Genomic DNA, 15,685 nt, shown 5'->3' with positions numbered 1-15,685 from the left:
GCCGGAGGAGAAAAGGGTCTCAGGTCATCGAGCAGGACGCTGAGGGTATGCGAGATTCCGTCGACGGCGATACTTTGCGCGACGCTTTCAGCGAGAGTTCTGAGCAAGAACTTGGTGAAGCCATCGCCGAATTGAGCGTGGACAGCCTTGTCGAGGTATCTGCGATGGGTTCCGACGTGACGTCCTTTCGACCCAATCTCGAGCTCTACCTAACCTTTGATGGCATCGCGTTCGGCACCGATCCGCTCGTCGACGCGAGGACATTGGCCGAAATGGCCCTGGCGTGCGAGTACAGCGTCGATGTCGAGGCGCTTTTTAAGGCGACAGGCTGGACGTTGCGCCGCTTCAATCCGAGCATAGAATACGTGGCGTCGCAACTCTCGAACGACCGGGTGAGCCGCTACCACGGCACCAGTCTCGCCGTCGATTCCTTCTTCCTGATTGACGAAGATCGGGTGGTATTGAAGCGCTTCATCAAGCGCCTAAAGGGCTAGGCTACCGCAACTGACGCGGGCGTCTGTCATCGCCCGTGTTCGCGAGCATCAACTTAGATTTGGAGACCGGCAATGCGATCGGGTCATTGACGGCTTTGCAGTCAACGTAGCTGGGCAGGGTTGCGTCAGGAAGCCGATCGGCACTTCAGAATATCAGAAATAACGACTGGCCGATTCTTGCCGAGATTGTAGATTGGGATCGCTTGGCCGTTTCTATATGGACGCGGTGGATCTTGGTCATTTGGTGCACGCGCCGTCATGCAAATCGATATTCCATCGCCGCTCGCCAACTTCATCGATGCAGCTCTGATTCGCCTGCAAGGCCAGTTTCCCGATATCGCTTTTGAGCGGACGCAGGATGGCATTCGGGCAAGTGCCGGAAAGCAATCAGCGCCGGAACATCTTCGATCTGTCGTGCTACATGCGATCTACCGTGAAAAAATCTATACCGAAACGCTGCCCCTGCGCGAGGCTTTGCTGAATGTGGTGCTCAGGTGAACATCTGGCCTCTTCGCTTTCGCGACCTCGGCTGCGGCTCACTGCTTTTCGCTGATGACGCCGGGGGATTCTTCAAGGGAACCGAAGACTTTCTGCATCGCTATGCCTTTGATGCTCTCACCGACGAGGACCAAGCGTTTCTCCACGAAGGCGGCCATACCTTTCAGCGAGAACTCGATCTCTCCTATCTCGGTTTCGCCTATCGCTGGTGCGCGCGCCAGGCACCCCGCCGCCAACTGGGATATGTAATCCTCGTCCCGACGCTTCGTTGCAATCTGACCTGCAGCTATTGCCAAGTGTCGCGGGCGCCCGAAGGTGCGCGTGGCTTCGACTGGACCGAAGACACCCTCGACGCCGTGCTGGCCTTTATCGGGGGACTGGCAGCCCCGGAAATCAAGATCGAATTCCAGGGAGGTGAGCCGCTACTACGCCTCGACCTCCTTGAGCGCGTGCGGGATTTTTGCCGCCAACGGTTCGGCAAAGCCGAGTTCGTCGTGTGCACGAACTTGCAAGCGGTGAGCGCGGAGGCATGGGACTATTTGGCGGCACCGGATACCTTCATCAGCACTTCGCTCGACGGCGATGCAGTGACGCACCAGCGCCAACGTACCCGGTCAACCGAGCTTACTAATGCATTCTTTGGCAACCTTGACCGAGCCATCGAGCAGTTCGGTTCGAGCAAGGTCTCGGCTCTGCCAACCATCGACATTGAACGCCCGCCTGCGGTCGACGAAATCATCAGCAGTTTCGTGGACCGCGGCTTGCGATCGATTTATCTCCGTCCGATCAATCATCAAGGCTTTGCCCGTCGCGGCAGGGACCCTGATGTGGGTCTTGATCGCTGGAATGCCTGGCATGCGGCCTTCATCGAGCATCTGATCGAGCGGAACTTCCGTACAGGCACTATCCTTGAGGAGTATTATTTCAGTCAGTGTCTCAAGCGTGTGCTGCGCGCTGGCGCCGACGAGCATGTCGATCTGCGCAACCCCAATTTCTTCGCGTCGGACTACCTCGTCATTGACCACGATGGCGTGCTGTATCCAACGGATGAGGCCCGCATGCAGTCGCGCATCGGTCGGATCGATCTGTCAGTCGGCCATGTCCACCATGGCATCGACACCGAGAAGGTCGCTACGCTCAACGCGGCCTCGTGCAACAATTTCGACCCGGACTGCATCCATTGTCCCTATCAGCCGTTCTGCGGCTCTGATCTGGTCGACGACATTTCGCGATACGGCCGCATTGACCTCCCCAAGCAAGCCACATGGTTTTGCCGCCGCCACACAAGCCTGTTCGATAAGGTTTTCGAGCTCTTGTATCGCCGTGATGAGGCGACGCGCTTCTCTCTGAGCCGTTGGGCGAACCTGGAGAGCTGGCCCGAACATCTCGTGCGAGAGCACCAATGATCCCGCTCCGGTTCGCAGCTCGATCGTCACAGCCTGAACCCTTCGTCATGCGGCTTAACGCCGAGGTGCGGGCATACGAACTCGATAGAACGGGCCTGCGTACGGAATTTGATGGAGACCTGGTTGAGGTGGCAGGTCAGCGTCTGACCTTTTCGAGCCCCCGGGGCACACTCGTCATCGACGGTACGACCGCCGAAGAGGTTGACGGCGACGTAGTGCTGGCGTTGCCTGGCGGACGGGCTGCCCAGCGACTGATCCGGGCAACATCACCCCACAACACGTTTTTGATCACCGAGCGCTGCGACCAGCTATGCTTGATGTGCTCTCAGCCACCGAAGCGTCATCACGCGGATTTACTGCCGTTCTTCGAGGCGGCGGCGCTGCTCGCGCCCGCCGGCATGACAATCGGCATCTCAGGGGGAGAGCCGCTGCTCTATAAGGCGGCGCTCCTGCCGATGATGCAGAGGGTCCTCACGCACAGACCGGACCTCGGATTTCACGTACTGAGCAACGCCCAGCATATCGACGAAGACGATCTGGATCCTCTGGCTGGCATGCGCGACCGCGTGCTGTGGGGCATTCCGCTTTATGCGGCCGAGGCTGCCATGCATGATCGCATCGTCGGCAAGTCGGGTGCTTTCCGGCAGCTGATGGAGACTCTTCCCATTTTCGCGCGGGCCGGCGCGTTGATCGAACTGCGCACGGTCATCATGCGCGAAAACGCCGTCTTACTTGCGGACCTCGCCAGCTTCGTGACCACGCATTTGCCGTTCATCAACCGCTGGGCTCTCATGCAGCTGGAGAGCATCGGCTTCGGCCGGCAGAATTGGGACCGGCTTTTCTTCGACCATTCGACCGAGTTCACGCCGATTGCAGATGCCCTGAACATCGCAAAAGCGCGAAACGTCGAAGCCGTACTCTTCAACTTTCCTCGCTGCACGGTCCCACAGCCTTATCGCGATCGCGCGCCGTCGACGATCTCAGACTGGAAACGACGCTTTCTGGGGGAGTGCAGCGGCTGCCAGGAGCGGGACATTTGCGGTGGGTTCTTTGAGTGGTATCCAGAGGATCGAGGCTTCCAGAGGCTCGCTCGCATATGAAACTCAGGCTTTTTGCCATTCCCTCGCTGCTCGCGGCCGGCCTTCTCCCGTCAAAAGGCCTGACCCTTCCGCTCAGCGCGCCGCCAAGCCTTGACCCCCAGAAGAGCAAATCGCTCTTCGACATCTTCAAACTAGACCACGCTTATACGTTGGCCGGACATCGCAGTCATAGCTCACACCGAAGCCATAGCAGCCACACGAGCCACCGCTCGTCGACTGGCGGTAGCTACTATAGTCCAAGCTATAGCCCGTCGCCCTCTTACGCGACGCCTCTCTATTCGCCGCCGCCAACTGTACCAACACGACCGGCCGCGCCGGCCCCCGCCATCAGCGGTTCGCCAACAACAGGAAACTACGCGACGACGCCGGCACCGGCTCTGTCCGCGCCTGTGGAGATTGGACCAAACCCTGTTCCGCCGACGCGCACCGGACCGGTCCCCCTTCCTGGAAACACCGACAAGTTTGCGGCTATCGTTCGTCAGGTTCAGACCGCGATGGTTGCCTTCGGATATTTCAACGGGCCTGTTGACGGCAAGGTCGGCCCGCAGACACGCGAGGCACTGACGCGTCTGCAGTCAGATTATGGATTGAAGCCGACAGGAACAATTACACCAGAGACATTGAATGCGCTGAGGATTATTGCTCAATAGTATCGCTCATCCGGAAGCCAGCGCTGAGTCGTCGACAGAAATGCCGATTTTATTAGGACGAGTGAAATCAAGGTGGCGGCAGAGCTGACGTTGGAGCTTCGTTCGAAACCGGCTAGTTGTGGCGTCGTTGGCTATCGGTAGCAGCAGCAACCGTTCGCCCGTCCGCTCCTATCACCGGGGTGAAGCTCCAAGAGAAAGTTCCTGACGAGCTCGTCTCGGCAGATATCGCTGAATCGGGCATTCACCTCGAAGATCAGAGCGGTAGCGCCGGCTCGTCGAGATCGACGACTTCCTGTTTGAACTCCTTCAGACCTAGTGCGGGACCGAACGCCGGATTGATTAGATAAAGCGTATCGGTGCCTCCCCGCTTGGCTCGAATCTTCAATGCCTTTAAGTCATAGGCGACGTTAAAGATGAAGAAGTCGCTGTTATCGGTGCGCACGCCGAGAACGCCGTAGTAGAGAAGAAAGTCGATCACGCCTTCAGCAACCTCTTGCTCAATGCCAGCCTCGCGTATGATGTTGCGCAGGGCCTCAGTGTCAAGGACGCTTGGCGCGTCGATGAAGTGGTAGAGTAAGTCCTTGGCCGAGGGTAAAACGTCGCCGAGCTCCCGGTCGAGTTCAATCAGCAGATCCTGAGAATAGGCCCGCATCCCCTTCTCGATGTCGCCTTCACTGATCCGCGCCCGATTGAAATTACTGGCGAAGCCGCGGGCGTGATTAAAAATCTTCAGTACGTTGCGGGGCCTCATGAGGGAGCGGTCGATGATGAACGTCGAACTTTCCTCGCCATGATAGTGAGAGGTGCAGATCGTAGGCCAGATCTGCTCGAAAGACACTTCGGCCGCCTTGCCGTCAAGACCTGAGACGAGGCGAAGGCGTAACATCTCTCGCAGCATGTCCGGATCAGTCCAGTCCAGGGTCGCACGCATCTCCTTGCCGTAGTCAGCCGAGTTGGCCATCAGGTGCTCGTAGACGTCGTTCCGAACAAAGACGATGCAGCGGAACAGATGCCCTGCTCGCTGCATCTCCCGTTCGACCTTGCGGCCGGCGTCAATCAGGCAGCGCAGCGCGATGGCATCGATGACGTCGACTCCCTGGGTCGACCATCCCTTGTCGAGATTGTCGAAGAGCACCCAGACGCTCTCCTTTTTCTCGAGATAGCGCGAGACGCGGTCGCGGAGCTTGCGAAGGTCGTGGGTATAGAGGAGTTCGGTGACCTGTTGCGTGGTGAGCTTGCGCGCGTCATCGCGGCCGTATCGGGCGGAGTATTGCTCGCTGATCCTTTGAGAGAGTGTGAGGAGGCGCTCCGAGAAATCCCCTTCCGCCGAGAAGTTATCCACCCTGTATGCGGCGTCCAGCTCCAGATAGAGCTCATTGATCTCGTGGTTGAACTTGTAGGTATTGCGGTCTTTCTCGAGAAGCTTGTATGTCACCTCCAGCAGGATGAGGTACTCCCAGAAAGCTGTGATAAGGTGCTGCCGTGCTCCCTCGGTCAGGTAGGACAGGATGTCATCCTTAAGTTTGAGCAGCTGATAGCCCTCGGGCTTAAGGTCCACGACGATATTGCGTTTGTCCATACGGATTTTGTCGCGCACACGAATGAATAGCGCCGTCTTTCCTGACCCTTTTCGACCAACCACGAGATTTACGTCCCCTCGCAATGCCCGGTCGTATTGGCTCGTCTTTAAGAAATACTGTGACAGCGTCGTCATCTCGTTCTCGGCGGTCGGGTCACCGATGGACATACTTTGCAGCAGGCCACCGGTCTCGATCGGCGCCGGGTCCGCTTGCTGCAGGTGATCGTTGATCCCAGGGCAGTAATCTGCGACCCGTTCGACGATGTCGTCAGGGAAGCGATAGGTCCTCACGGCATCGCGAATGTCGAGGGGTGCTTCATAACCAGCCGGCGACAGAATCAGAGTCGGCTTGTTCATTCCATGAGCCAAGCCCGCGACGAAGAGTGCTCGCACATTGTGCACATCCGCGCCTTCGACGTCGGTTTGCTGCAGTAGAAGGACGACCCCAGCCGAGGCGGCCACCTGCCGCACGGCATCGGCTGCCGCCAGACGGGTGTCCTCGGTGGGCATGAAACTGCGGTATCGATAGCCCGCCTTCTTTACACGAGACACTACCATCGTCGCGGCGGCTGTTCGGGTCGGGGGTTCAATGAGATAAACCGGCGCCTTCCGATCAAGCGTCAGGTTGAATGGGAGCGAGGTTTCGTCAACGTGGCTTGTCAACCTGTTCCTGATATCTTCGGCCGTGGCGTACTCGTGGTAGCCGAGCGTGTCGAAGATCCCGGCCTCCTTGGCGACGCTCTTATCGCCGGCCGTTTCGGCATGTCGGATCAGGAAGGCGCGTTTCCCGCGGCCGACCGTGAATCCCACCTCGTAGATGACGTTCAGGTTGAGGTAGCTGATGTCCGCAACGACGAACGGCGCCTCTTCGATCTTCGCGAGGATCGGGGAGATCAGTGGGTTGCCGGGGATATCGTTGAAGACCCAGGGTTCGTAACGGATGGGTTGAGCGGCGACCGCGTTCGCACGCCGCACTCCCTCTAAGATGATAGACGCGACGGCCGGGTCACGCGACGAATACGCTACGAACGCAACCTTTTGTTCCAGCATTCCCCTCGTCGCCTCCCGCGTGAGATAGCAGGGAGATAGCCCCCACATCGGCAGTAAGATGAGGCGAACATGATGAGGAAACAACCTCAGCACCATCGCCTGATCGTCGGTAGGCCTGAGGCGGACCGGGTCTCGCGCGGTGGGAGAGGCGGTCCCGTGGGACAGACAAGTTGTACAGCCAGAAGCCGGACCCGTTGAGAGTCCGAGAAGTCAGCTTCGGCTGTCGGCGAGACGCGGGACCAGGAGAATGGACGGCTTAAGATCGCCATGTGGCAGACGCACGCTGCGCTTGATGTGCTTCTGGATGTGCATATATTGTGCGTAACATCATAGAGGTGCCGTTATGACCCAGGCTCAGATTGCCCACACCGCCATGGTTTCCGGCTTCGTCGATAGCCTTCAGGAGCCACGCACTCCCTATATCTCGCCGAAGCGCCTGTCCAAGGCACTCGGCGTCAACGTTGCCAACCTGGCCCAGCTTACCGGGGTTCATCGCAACACCTTGCGCAACCCCTCTTCCGAGCGGCTGCAAGGACGGATGCGCGAGATGGTGAAGGTGATCTCGGCGGCCGCCGAGCTCACCGGCGATATCGACAAGGCCATCTATTGGTACCGCAACGAGCCGATCGCCGACTATGGGCATCGCACGGCAGCTGAGCTTGTGGCCGATGGCCAGGTGGAGGCGGTGCTGGCCTTCATCCGCGATCTCGAGAACGGAGCCCGTGGGTGAAGATCACCTGCCTTGGTCCGGACGAGATATTCCATCGCTATCTGACACCTAAATGGGCGTTCGTGCCGACCAGCGGTGCGGGTGCCGCGATCGATGGTGGCCGGTTCAACCGGCCGGGCGTCGAGGCGCTTTATCTCTCCCGCGCGCCGCAGACGGCGCTTGAAGAATACCGGCAAGGCGCCAGCATCACGCCGCCGGCAACCCTTGCCGCCTACACGGTGGCGCTCGGCGAGGTCGCGGACCTGTCTCAGGGATTCGATCCGAGCATCTGGGATGACGCCTGGAAAGACTGGGATTGTGCGTGGCGCCGCATCGCCCGCATCGACGAAAAAGTCCCGCCATCCTGGAAGCTCGCCGATCGCGTGATCACCGCCGGGCTTCGCGGCATCCTGTTTCCCTCACTTCGCCATGCCGGCGGCACCAATCTGGTGATCTTTCCCGCCAATCTGCTGGCTGACGACACGGTCATGGTCCACGATCCCGATCATCGGCTGCCGCGGGACCAATCGTCGTGGTCGTAGGCTTGTTCGGGAAATAGCAGCAGCGCTCAGCTCTCCTCGTCGACCTCAACCTCCTCCGCCTCTTCGTCATCCATATCGCCCGCCATGAGCCCGAGCGGGATATCTCCCGCCAGCAGCCTGTCCTTGCTGAGCAGGCCGGCATCCTCAAGCGCCTCCATGTCCGGCAGGTCGCGCAGCGTGTCGAAGCCGAAGTGCGACAGGAACTCCCTGGTCGTCACATAGGTGTAGGGCGCGCCGGGCTGCGGCGAGCGTGGCCCGGCGGCGATGAAGCCGAGCCGCCGCAAATGACCGATCGTGTCGCGGCTAATCTCCCGGCCGAAGAACTGGCCGAGCTCGCCGCGGGTGATCGGCTGGAAGTAGCCAATGCATAGCAGCACCAGCTGCTCGGACTGTGAGAGCGGTTTGGGATCGTCGCCCCCAAGCCCGATCGCCACCTGGATCGCTTCGGCAAAGTTTTTGCGGGTGCGGTGCTGCCAGCCGCCGGCGACCGAAACCAGCTCATAGGGCCGGCCGGTGAGCTCGGCACGGATGTCGTCGATGATCAGATCGAGATTGCACTCGCGCCCGACCACCTTGGCCAGCACGTCGCGCCCCACCGGCTCGCTTGAGGCGAAGATCACCGCCTCGACCCGGCCCATCCATTCGCGCCAGCGCAGCTCCGGCGGCAGCGCGCTGAGCTCGGCATCGAAGCTCACCGGGGTTTTGGGGCGCCGGGCCATCCTACAGCCCGTACAGCTTGAAGCTGGAGCGGCCCGTGAGCTCGCGTACCGCGCCCAGCGTCTCGAGCCGCTCGAACAGCCGCCGCGCGCCCCAGCGCGACAGCTTTGCCGTCGCCAGCGTGCCCGGCACCGCGTCGTCCTCAAACAGCCGGGCGATCGCCTCCCCTGCCCCCTTGGCCCGCAGTTTTGGCGCGACCGCCTGCAGCCGGGCGGCGCGCGGCGCGATCTCGGCGGCACAGCGCAGGGCCCGCGCCGCGCCCTGGGCCACGGCGAGGCAAAGCGCGGCCTCGAAGCCGTCGTCACCCGGACGAAGCCGCCCTCCCCGACCGGCGCCACGGAAGGCGGCGCCATGCGCCTCGGCCATCAATAGCGGCACCGGCAGCGGCCAGCGCAGGCGCTGCGCCAGCACCTGGTCGGCGAGCCACCAGCCGAGCAGGCCGGCGCTCGGCGCCGCCGTCTCGGCGGCACGCAGCACCGCCGCGGCAACCAGCGGTGCCGGACGCCCCTCACTGAGGTGACGGTCGCTCTCGTCCGGCAGAGCGGCCAGCTCGGGGCTCCAGCCGAGGCCGAGCAGTCTGCAGGTCGATTGAAGGGTCGTGGCATCGACGCCCGGGGAGCGCGCGGCAAGGCGCCGCCAGGCGGCCAGCAGCCGGCCGGCGGGGCCGGGATCGCCATCGGGAGGACGCAGCATCCAGGCATCGCGCAGCGCCGCTTCGTCCTCCGGACGCCCAGACTGACGGGCGGCCGCGGCGGCGCAGCTGAGCGCCAACCGCGCGCGCCAGGCGCCGGCCCAGGGCGGGTCGCAGCGCACGAGATTATCGAGCGAATTCAACGCGACGCCGGCGAGGAAGGCCGCCTCCACCGGGTCGGTCACCGGGCCGCGCGACAGCGCCCAGCCGGGGATCGCGGGCACGGTGACTGGCATCGGAGTGGGCGGAATCGGCGCGAGATCCATGCGCGAAGCCTATCCGAGCCGTGCGCTTTACGCTACAACTATCAGCCTAATCCGCACGTTCTGTCATGGATTAATAACGTCCGATAATGTTGCATTATCGGACGTTCTACACCTTTATAGAGAGAGTCCGGCGAATCCGGGCGAATTTGTCAGCAGACCGGAATTAGTGAGACTCGGCCGCCGTCGAGCCGCTTTTTGAAGCGGTTTTCGTGAGACAGGCGCAGTCTCACGATTTCCGGCTTGGATGAACATTGTCTCGGGAATACCGCCCCGGTCAGCACGGAAGCCCGGCCAATCGCGGTTCGCGCATCGTGAAGAGGGCCTGCTGTTCGGTGCACATCGCCGGATGCAGACGCAGATCCGCACTTTATCGACCTCGTCAGGAGCCCGCTGAGGCCGATCGAATGATTTCGACGAGGCAAAGGTCGGAAAACGGCTAGTGGCCGCCTGCGGGCTTCTGAGTGGCTTTGGCGGACCTCCAGCTTTTTTGGGGCTCAGGAGAGCGCTCGAACCCGTTGATGGCTGAGACGGGCACCTGTCACCGCTCTTCCGGCATTCCCTCTTTGCCGGGTGCAGGGAGCAGCACGCCCGACAGCGTGGCGGATTGCCGCCGGCCATCCTTCGATCAGATCCATCACCTTCTTTCGGCCGAACTCGTCGGAAGCCTCCAGGACACGAATGATCGTGCCGACCGGATTCTTCAGAACCCGGGCAACGCCGATGGCAAGCGCGTACCGCTCTGCCCGTGGCGCATTCGGCACATCGGCGATGGTTGAAGACAGACGCGGATCGCTAGTCGGCACCGCAGCCCTGAATTCCGGCACCACGACACTCAGAACCGGACGCCGGCAGGGTCGCGACAGAACGGAAGGATCGTGCTGACGCGGGAGCGGCAAGTACGCGAGTTCCCACGGTGCCGGAGGCGACAATTTCCGAGACGGCAAAAGCAGCAGCGACAGCACCGAGCCGACAGGAATCGCGGCAATCTCCCTCTCCATTGCCCATTGAAGCAGGATTTCCGCGCCCCGACGGCCTGATGCTTCATCGCCGAGCGCGCTGACGCCGCTCATTTCGCCGCCGAAGAGTGGCTCACGGTGACGATCACACCAGAACGCAAAGGCAAACGACCAGCCTCTCAGACGCTGCGGTCGTTGCATGCCGCGCGAGCAGGCCGGACAAATCTCTCTGGAGCTGGGTCGAAGCAGGCTGCGATAGCGCGGCGATGCGCCACGGAAGGTCATGGCGAACAGACGTTCGGCCGAACGGTTCGTCGCGACTGCGATGCGCTCCATGTCGGCCTGAACAGGCTCGAACTCAAGCTGCAATGCCGGACGAACGCAACCAATATGCGCTTGCAGCTCGTCCAGGGACACCAGATAGACGTCGGCGATCCGCTCCAGCCAGGAACTCAGCCGCTCGTCTCGAAAGGGCGGCGGCACGATAGGCAGCGGCGCCCTTCCCTGCCCCGTCACGGTTTAGGCCGCGGCGAAGGTCGCCGGCGCGGCGACACGATGATCGAGGATCGCAGTCGGCGTGATCCGCTCGGTTCCCGAGAGGATGGCATCCGTGGCGAGCTCGATCACCATCCGGAAGATCGATGCTGTGATGCCGCCATTGGCCTCGACAAGCCGCTTGAGCGCGCTGTCCGTCATCTCGGACGGCAGGCGCAGAGGCAAGGAGTAGAGGAGACCTCCGATCAGGCCATGGAAGTCGGCATCGTGCCGCCACGGCGGCAAGCCGTACGGCTCGAAGCGGCTGTTGAGATGGGCATCGCCGCGGATCGCATCACGCGCCTCGTGCGAGCCAAGGCAGATCAGGGGAATCCGCAGTTCGTTACCGAGGAAGCGCAGCAGATTGAGCATTCGGCGCTGTTCCCGGTAGGTGCCAGCGATCAAGTTCTGCACCTCGTCAATGATCAGCATGCGTGGCGCGGTCTCCTGAAGCAGCCGCAGCGCCTGCGTTTCGAGCTGCCCGAGTGTGGCGCGGGTTGGCGGCGGCGCGCCAATCACCGACAGAAGGCGATGATAAAACCGCCCCTCATCCGGGGAGGGGACCATCTGCACGACGATGACAGGCCGGTGATGGATTCCGCTGCGCTGATCGAACCGAGGCGGATGAGCGCGCACGAACTTCTCGATAATCATCGTCTTGCCCATGCCCGAGGCGCCGAAGATCAGCAGGTTGGGCATGCGGGCGCGCTTGGGAAACAACAGCAGCTCTTCGAGCTTGTCGAGCGCCTGGCGGGCACGCGGATAGTCGATCCATCGATCCACCCGGATGTGCTCGATGCGCTCCCGCGCGGGCAGATCGGCATAGGCCTGAACGGCGGGATCGAGATGCGGATAAGCCGTCATTCCCATACCTCCACCGGAAAATGCGGCAAGGCGATCACCGGCTCGTCCGCCGGCGCGCTGGCTGGAAGCGCTGGTATTTCTTGCAGATGAGCGCGCCTCGCGCGCAGCCTGCGGGCTTGCGTGGTCTCCTGGATCGCCTGATCCACCAGCGCACGCTGAGCGGCGATCGTCTGGAAGATCGTTTCCTCATCGATCTCCCGGCGGCCGCGCGCCCGCTGCACGCGCAACGCCGCCTTCTGCTCCCACAGCGTGATGGCCGGGCGCCCGGAATTGCGCGTGGGCACCATGATGTAGTTCTCGCCCAGCTTAACGAAGACCCGATGCAAATCTCGCGGATCGTACTTGACGAGAACCTTGTCGCTGCACCGGCCGATCCAGGGCGCAAAGCCGTCCGACCAGTAGCAGATGTTGTTGATGTGGATGCCGGTTCGCCGCAGTACACGCGGCTCAAATGGCAGAAAATCGATCAGGAAGGCGAGCGGCTCGCGCACCTGCCGCGGAGGGCGCCCGGATATGGCCTCGTTCCAGGCCGCGCCGGGCGGCCGGCCGATACCGCGGTGCAGATCGGAATGGTAGGCGATGATTTCCAGCGCCAGCCAGGCCTCAAGCTCGCGCATGGTCATCACGGCGCGCGCCTCGGGATCATAGTCGCCCTTGTCCAGCACATTGGAAAAATGCGTGCCGGGCAGCATATGGACCGCCCCCATCATCGTGCCGATCAAGCGCTCGACATGCCCGCCGAACCTGGGGGTTCCCGGCGGACGGTAGGAGACGGCGATATTGTGATCATCGCAGCCGCGTTTGAAGGCGCGCGCATGGAATTCGGCGCCATTATCGACATGAATGCACTCGGGCAGGCCGCTCGTCGGCCAATCCAGCGAAATCCCCCGATCCTGCAGCCAGCGGGTCTTGTCGACGATCGCGTGCGTCAAACAAAGCGCCACCGACGTCACCGACGGCGCCTCCAGAGACAGGTAAAAGCCCAGCACCATCCGGGTGTAGACATCGATCGCGATGGTGAGGATCGGTCGACCGATCGGCTGCCTCTCGATCGGGTCGACGACTGTCACGTCGACCTTCGTATGATCGATCTGGACGATCTGCAGCGGATGCTGCGCTGAAAGCTCGCCGGGTAATGCCAGGAACTGCGCGTCGGCCCGAGCCTTTCCCTCGCGACGGCGCGTCATAGCTTCCGTATCGAACGTCGCAAGGTATCCTTTCAGGCGTCTGATTGAGGGCGGCGCCAACTCGCTCACCCGGCAATCGGCCGAGATTCGCTTCCACAGGCGCGTCAACGTGGGCTTCTCGGGTGTGGCGTAGAATGTCGTGATGTTGCGGTCGACGATCGCCTTCAGGGTAGGATCAAAGGCGTCGATTCCGGCACGGCGCCCTGGCTTTCGACTAATGAGCGCAGTGGCGCGCTCCTCCACCCGATACCGCTTCAGCCACCGAAATAAGGTCGCGCGACTGACGGCAAGCTCCGCCATAGCGTCCGCGACATCGGCTGCACTCGGGCGTTGTGGCATCCGTCGCAGAACATCTGCATGCCTGAGCGCGCTTTGCCATTCCTGTTCGTCGAGCTGGTCGCGTTCCATGCCTCTTCACGCGGATTGTCGATCAATCTAGTCTCACCATAACTGAATCGCGTGACGGTTCCGTCTCAGCAGAGACGACTCGGTCTCACAAATTTCTGAATCGGCTAACCCATTGAAAATAAGCGATCGCCAGTCTCATGAAAAACGGTCGGCTGACAATCGCCCTAGATCGTTGGAATTGGTGTCATTGACGTGTCAGCTATCACACTTATATAGCTAGACAGTCTAGACAGGAGCTTGCCAAACATGGAATGGCCGCTACAGGACGCCAAGAACCAGTTCTCCCGGGTCGTCCAGAAAGCCCGGAGCGAGGGCCCACAGATCGTCACCCTGCGCGGCGAGCGCGCCGCCGTCGTGCTCTCGGCAGCCGACTACGACGCGATGCGCGCCGGCCGGCCGAGCCTGGTCGACGACCTCCTCGCCGGCCCAGCCTGGGACGACGAACTCGCCGAGGTGGTCAGCACTCGGGCGAAGACGCCGAGCCGCGACGTCGCGCTCTGATGTACCTCGTCGACACCAACGTCATCTCCGAGGCCCGCCGTGGCTCGGCGCAGGCCCTCGCCTGGCTTCGCGCGGTCGATCCCGGCAGCGTGCATCTCAGCACCCTGACTGTCGGCGAGATCATGCGCGGCATCGCGCTGAAGCAGAAATCCGATCCGAAGGCCGCCGGCCACCTCGCCGAGTGGCTGCGCAGGCTCCGCCACGATCACGCCGACCGCATCCTGCCGGTGACCGACCAGATCTCGGTCGAATGGGGCCGCATCGCCGCAATCCGCCCCCGCGGCGACATCGACGGGCTAATCGCCGCCACCGCGATCGTCCACGACCTGATCCTCATCACCCGCAATGTAAAGGATTTCGAGGACACCGGCGCATCGGTGATCAATCCGTGGGATCTTGAAGGATGACGATCGAGTCGGATCCGGCCCACGAAACGGTCCCGGTCAATCCCCCCTCCCCAACCCTGCCGGAGCCGGTAAATCCGGCATCGTCTGCCGTGCCGGCGCATCTCGCGCGTCTCGCCGGTCGCGCCCGCGACTATGTCGAGGCGTCGAGTTCCGCGAATACCCGACGCGCCTATGCCAGCGACTGGGCGCATTTCTCAAGCTGGTGCCGGCGTCAGGGGTTGGAACTTCTGCCCCCCTCCCCACAGGTCGTCGGCCTCTACATCACCGCCTGCGCCTCCGGCGCCGCCATTCCCGGCGGCAAGGCGAACTCCGTCTCCACCATCGAGCGCCGGCTTTCGGCTCTCGCCTGGAACTATGCCCAGCGCGGTACCCCGCTGGACCGGAAAGACCGGCACATCGCCACCGTTCTCGCCGGCATCCGCAACACCCATGCCGCCCCGCCCCGCCAGAAGGAGGCGGTGCTGCCCGATGACCTGATCGCCATGCTCGAGACGCTGGAGCGCGGCACGCTGCGCGGCCTGCGGGATCGCGCCATGCTGCTCATCGGCTTCGCCGGCGGGTTGCGTCGTTCGGAAATCGTCGGGCTCGATGTCGGGCGCGACCAGACCCAGGACGGGCGCGGCTGGGTGGAAATCCTCGACAAGGGACTATTGGTCACGCTGCGTGGCAAAACCGGCTGGCGCGAGGTCGAGATCGGCCGGGGCTCGGCAGACGCCACCTGCCCGGTGGTGGCGCTGCAAACCTGGCTCACGCTGGCGAGGATCGGCCATGGCCCACTGTTCCGCCGGGTGACGGGCCGGGGCAAGGATGTCGGCCCGGATCGGCTCAACGACCGCGAGGTCGCCCGCCTCGTCAAGCGCACCGCGCTCGCCGCCGGGGTGCGAGGCGACCTTAACGAGGGCGAACGGGAGGAAAAATTCGCCGGCCATTCGCTGCGCGCTGGCCTTGCTTCCTCGGCCGAGGTCGACGAGCGCCATGTGCAAAAACAGCTCGGTCACGCCTCCGCCGAAATGACCCGCCGCTATCAGCGCCGCCGCGACAGATTCCGCGTCAATCTCACAAAGGCAGCGGGGTTGTAGGTCGGAAGGCCCCTGCCCGATCGACTTCCTTTCGATGAGCTCCACGC

Annotated in this window: 16 protein-coding genes; 10 read left to right on the top strand and 6 right to left on the bottom strand. The window is 62.4% G+C overall.

Features of this window, described 5'->3' with window-relative positions:
- Positions 1–47: 47 nt before the first annotated feature.
- From ACU4E7_RS22675 to hxsA, 5 genes are all read left to right on the top strand, one after another.
- Positions 48–494, top strand: a complete 447-nt coding sequence (locus tag ACU4E7_RS22675) for a hypothetical protein (RefSeq protein ID WP_447021762.1) — start codon at positions 48–50, stop codon at positions 492–494.
- A gap of 258 nt (positions 495–752) precedes the next feature.
- A complete protein-coding gene (locus tag ACU4E7_RS22670; RefSeq protein ID WP_247029126.1) occupies positions 753–992 on the top strand; it encodes a hypothetical protein in 240 nt (79 codons plus the stop codon).
- On the top strand, positions 989–2,398 hold the full coding sequence (gene hxsB, locus ACU4E7_RS22665; protein ID WP_447021761.1) for a His-Xaa-Ser system radical SAM maturase HxsB: 1,410 nt from the start codon (positions 989–991) through the stop codon (positions 2,396–2,398). The genes ACU4E7_RS22670 and hxsB overlap by 4 nt, the downstream gene beginning before the upstream one ends.
- Positions 2,395–3,498, top strand: coding sequence for a His-Xaa-Ser system radical SAM maturase HxsC (hxsC, locus tag ACU4E7_RS22660; RefSeq protein ID WP_447021760.1), 1,104 nt, complete (start codon positions 2,395–2,397; stop codon positions 3,496–3,498). Before hxsB ends, hxsC begins: the two co-directional genes overlap by 4 nt.
- Positions 3,495–4,148 carry a His-Xaa-Ser repeat protein HxsA gene (hxsA, locus tag ACU4E7_RS22655; RefSeq protein WP_447021759.1) on the top strand — a complete coding sequence of 218 codons (654 nt, stop codon included), beginning with the start codon at positions 3,495–3,497 and terminating at the stop codon, positions 4,146–4,148. The genes hxsC and hxsA overlap by 4 nt, the downstream gene beginning before the upstream one ends.
- A gap of 253 nt (positions 4,149–4,401) precedes the next feature.
- On the opposite strand, the gene ACU4E7_RS22650 is transcribed toward hxsA, so the two are convergent.
- Positions 4,402–6,777 (bottom strand): P-loop ATPase, Sll1717 family, encoded by a 2,376-nt coding sequence (locus ACU4E7_RS22650; RefSeq protein ID WP_447021758.1) that lies wholly within the window; start codon positions 6,775–6,777, stop codon positions 4,402–4,404.
- A gap of 343 nt (positions 6,778–7,120) precedes the next feature.
- Here ACU4E7_RS22650 and ACU4E7_RS22645 point away from each other — a divergent pair, with 343 nt between their 5' ends.
- Positions 7,121–7,507: a hypothetical protein gene (locus ACU4E7_RS22645; protein WP_447021757.1), complete on the top strand. Its 387-nt coding sequence runs from the start codon at positions 7,121–7,123 to the stop codon at positions 7,505–7,507.
- Entirely contained in the window at positions 7,504–8,028 is a 525-nt protein-coding gene (locus tag ACU4E7_RS22640) for an RES family NAD+ phosphorylase (protein WP_447021756.1), read from the top strand. Before ACU4E7_RS22645 ends, ACU4E7_RS22640 begins: the two co-directional genes overlap by 4 nt.
- Before the next feature lie 26 nt (positions 8,029–8,054).
- Here ACU4E7_RS22640 and scpB read toward each other — a convergent pair whose 3' ends face one another.
- From scpB to ACU4E7_RS22615, 5 genes are all read right to left on the bottom strand, one after another.
- On the bottom strand, positions 8,055–8,747 hold the full coding sequence (gene scpB / locus ACU4E7_RS22635; RefSeq protein WP_447021755.1) for an SMC-Scp complex subunit ScpB: 693 nt from the start codon (positions 8,745–8,747) through the stop codon (positions 8,055–8,057).
- Between the two features lies 1 nt (position 8,748).
- Positions 8,749–9,702, bottom strand: a complete 954-nt coding sequence (locus ACU4E7_RS22630) for a DUF1403 family protein (RefSeq protein WP_447021754.1) — start codon at positions 9,700–9,702, stop codon at positions 8,749–8,751.
- Between the two features lie 494 nt (positions 9,703–10,196).
- Positions 10,197–11,141, bottom strand: coding sequence for a TniQ family protein (locus tag ACU4E7_RS22625; RefSeq protein WP_394092601.1), 945 nt, complete (start codon positions 11,139–11,141; stop codon positions 10,197–10,199).
- Between the two features lie 36 nt (positions 11,142–11,177).
- Positions 11,178–12,056, bottom strand: coding sequence for a TniB family NTP-binding protein (locus tag ACU4E7_RS22620; protein WP_394092600.1), 879 nt, complete (start codon positions 12,054–12,056; stop codon positions 11,178–11,180).
- Entirely contained in the window at positions 12,053–13,651 is a 1,599-nt protein-coding gene (locus ACU4E7_RS22615; RefSeq protein ID WP_394092599.1) for a Mu transposase C-terminal domain-containing protein, read from the bottom strand. The genes ACU4E7_RS22620 and ACU4E7_RS22615 overlap by 4 nt, the downstream gene beginning before the upstream one ends.
- Positions 13,652–13,897: 246 nt before the next feature.
- On the opposite strand from ACU4E7_RS22615, the gene ACU4E7_RS22610 reads away from it, so the two are divergent.
- Genes ACU4E7_RS22610 through ACU4E7_RS22600 form a run of 3 tightly spaced genes read left to right on the top strand, consistent with a single transcriptional unit; the run spans position 13,898 to position 15,638 of the window.
- A complete protein-coding gene (locus tag ACU4E7_RS22610; protein ID WP_447021753.1) occupies positions 13,898–14,152 on the top strand; it encodes a type II toxin-antitoxin system Phd/YefM family antitoxin in 255 nt (84 codons plus the stop codon).
- Positions 14,152–14,559 (top strand): PIN domain-containing protein, encoded by a 408-nt coding sequence (locus ACU4E7_RS22605; protein ID WP_447021752.1) that lies wholly within the window; start codon positions 14,152–14,154, stop codon positions 14,557–14,559. The genes ACU4E7_RS22610 and ACU4E7_RS22605 overlap by 1 nt, the downstream gene beginning before the upstream one ends.
- Positions 14,556–15,638, top strand: coding sequence for a site-specific integrase (locus tag ACU4E7_RS22600; protein ID WP_447021751.1), 1,083 nt, complete (start codon positions 14,556–14,558; stop codon positions 15,636–15,638). The genes ACU4E7_RS22605 and ACU4E7_RS22600 overlap by 4 nt, the downstream gene beginning before the upstream one ends.
- The last annotated feature ends 47 nt before the right edge of the window (positions 15,639–15,685 follow it).

The organism is Xanthobacter sp. ZOL 2024 (assembly GCF_052932325.1).
This window is presented reverse-complemented; position numbering and strand designations above follow the sequence as displayed.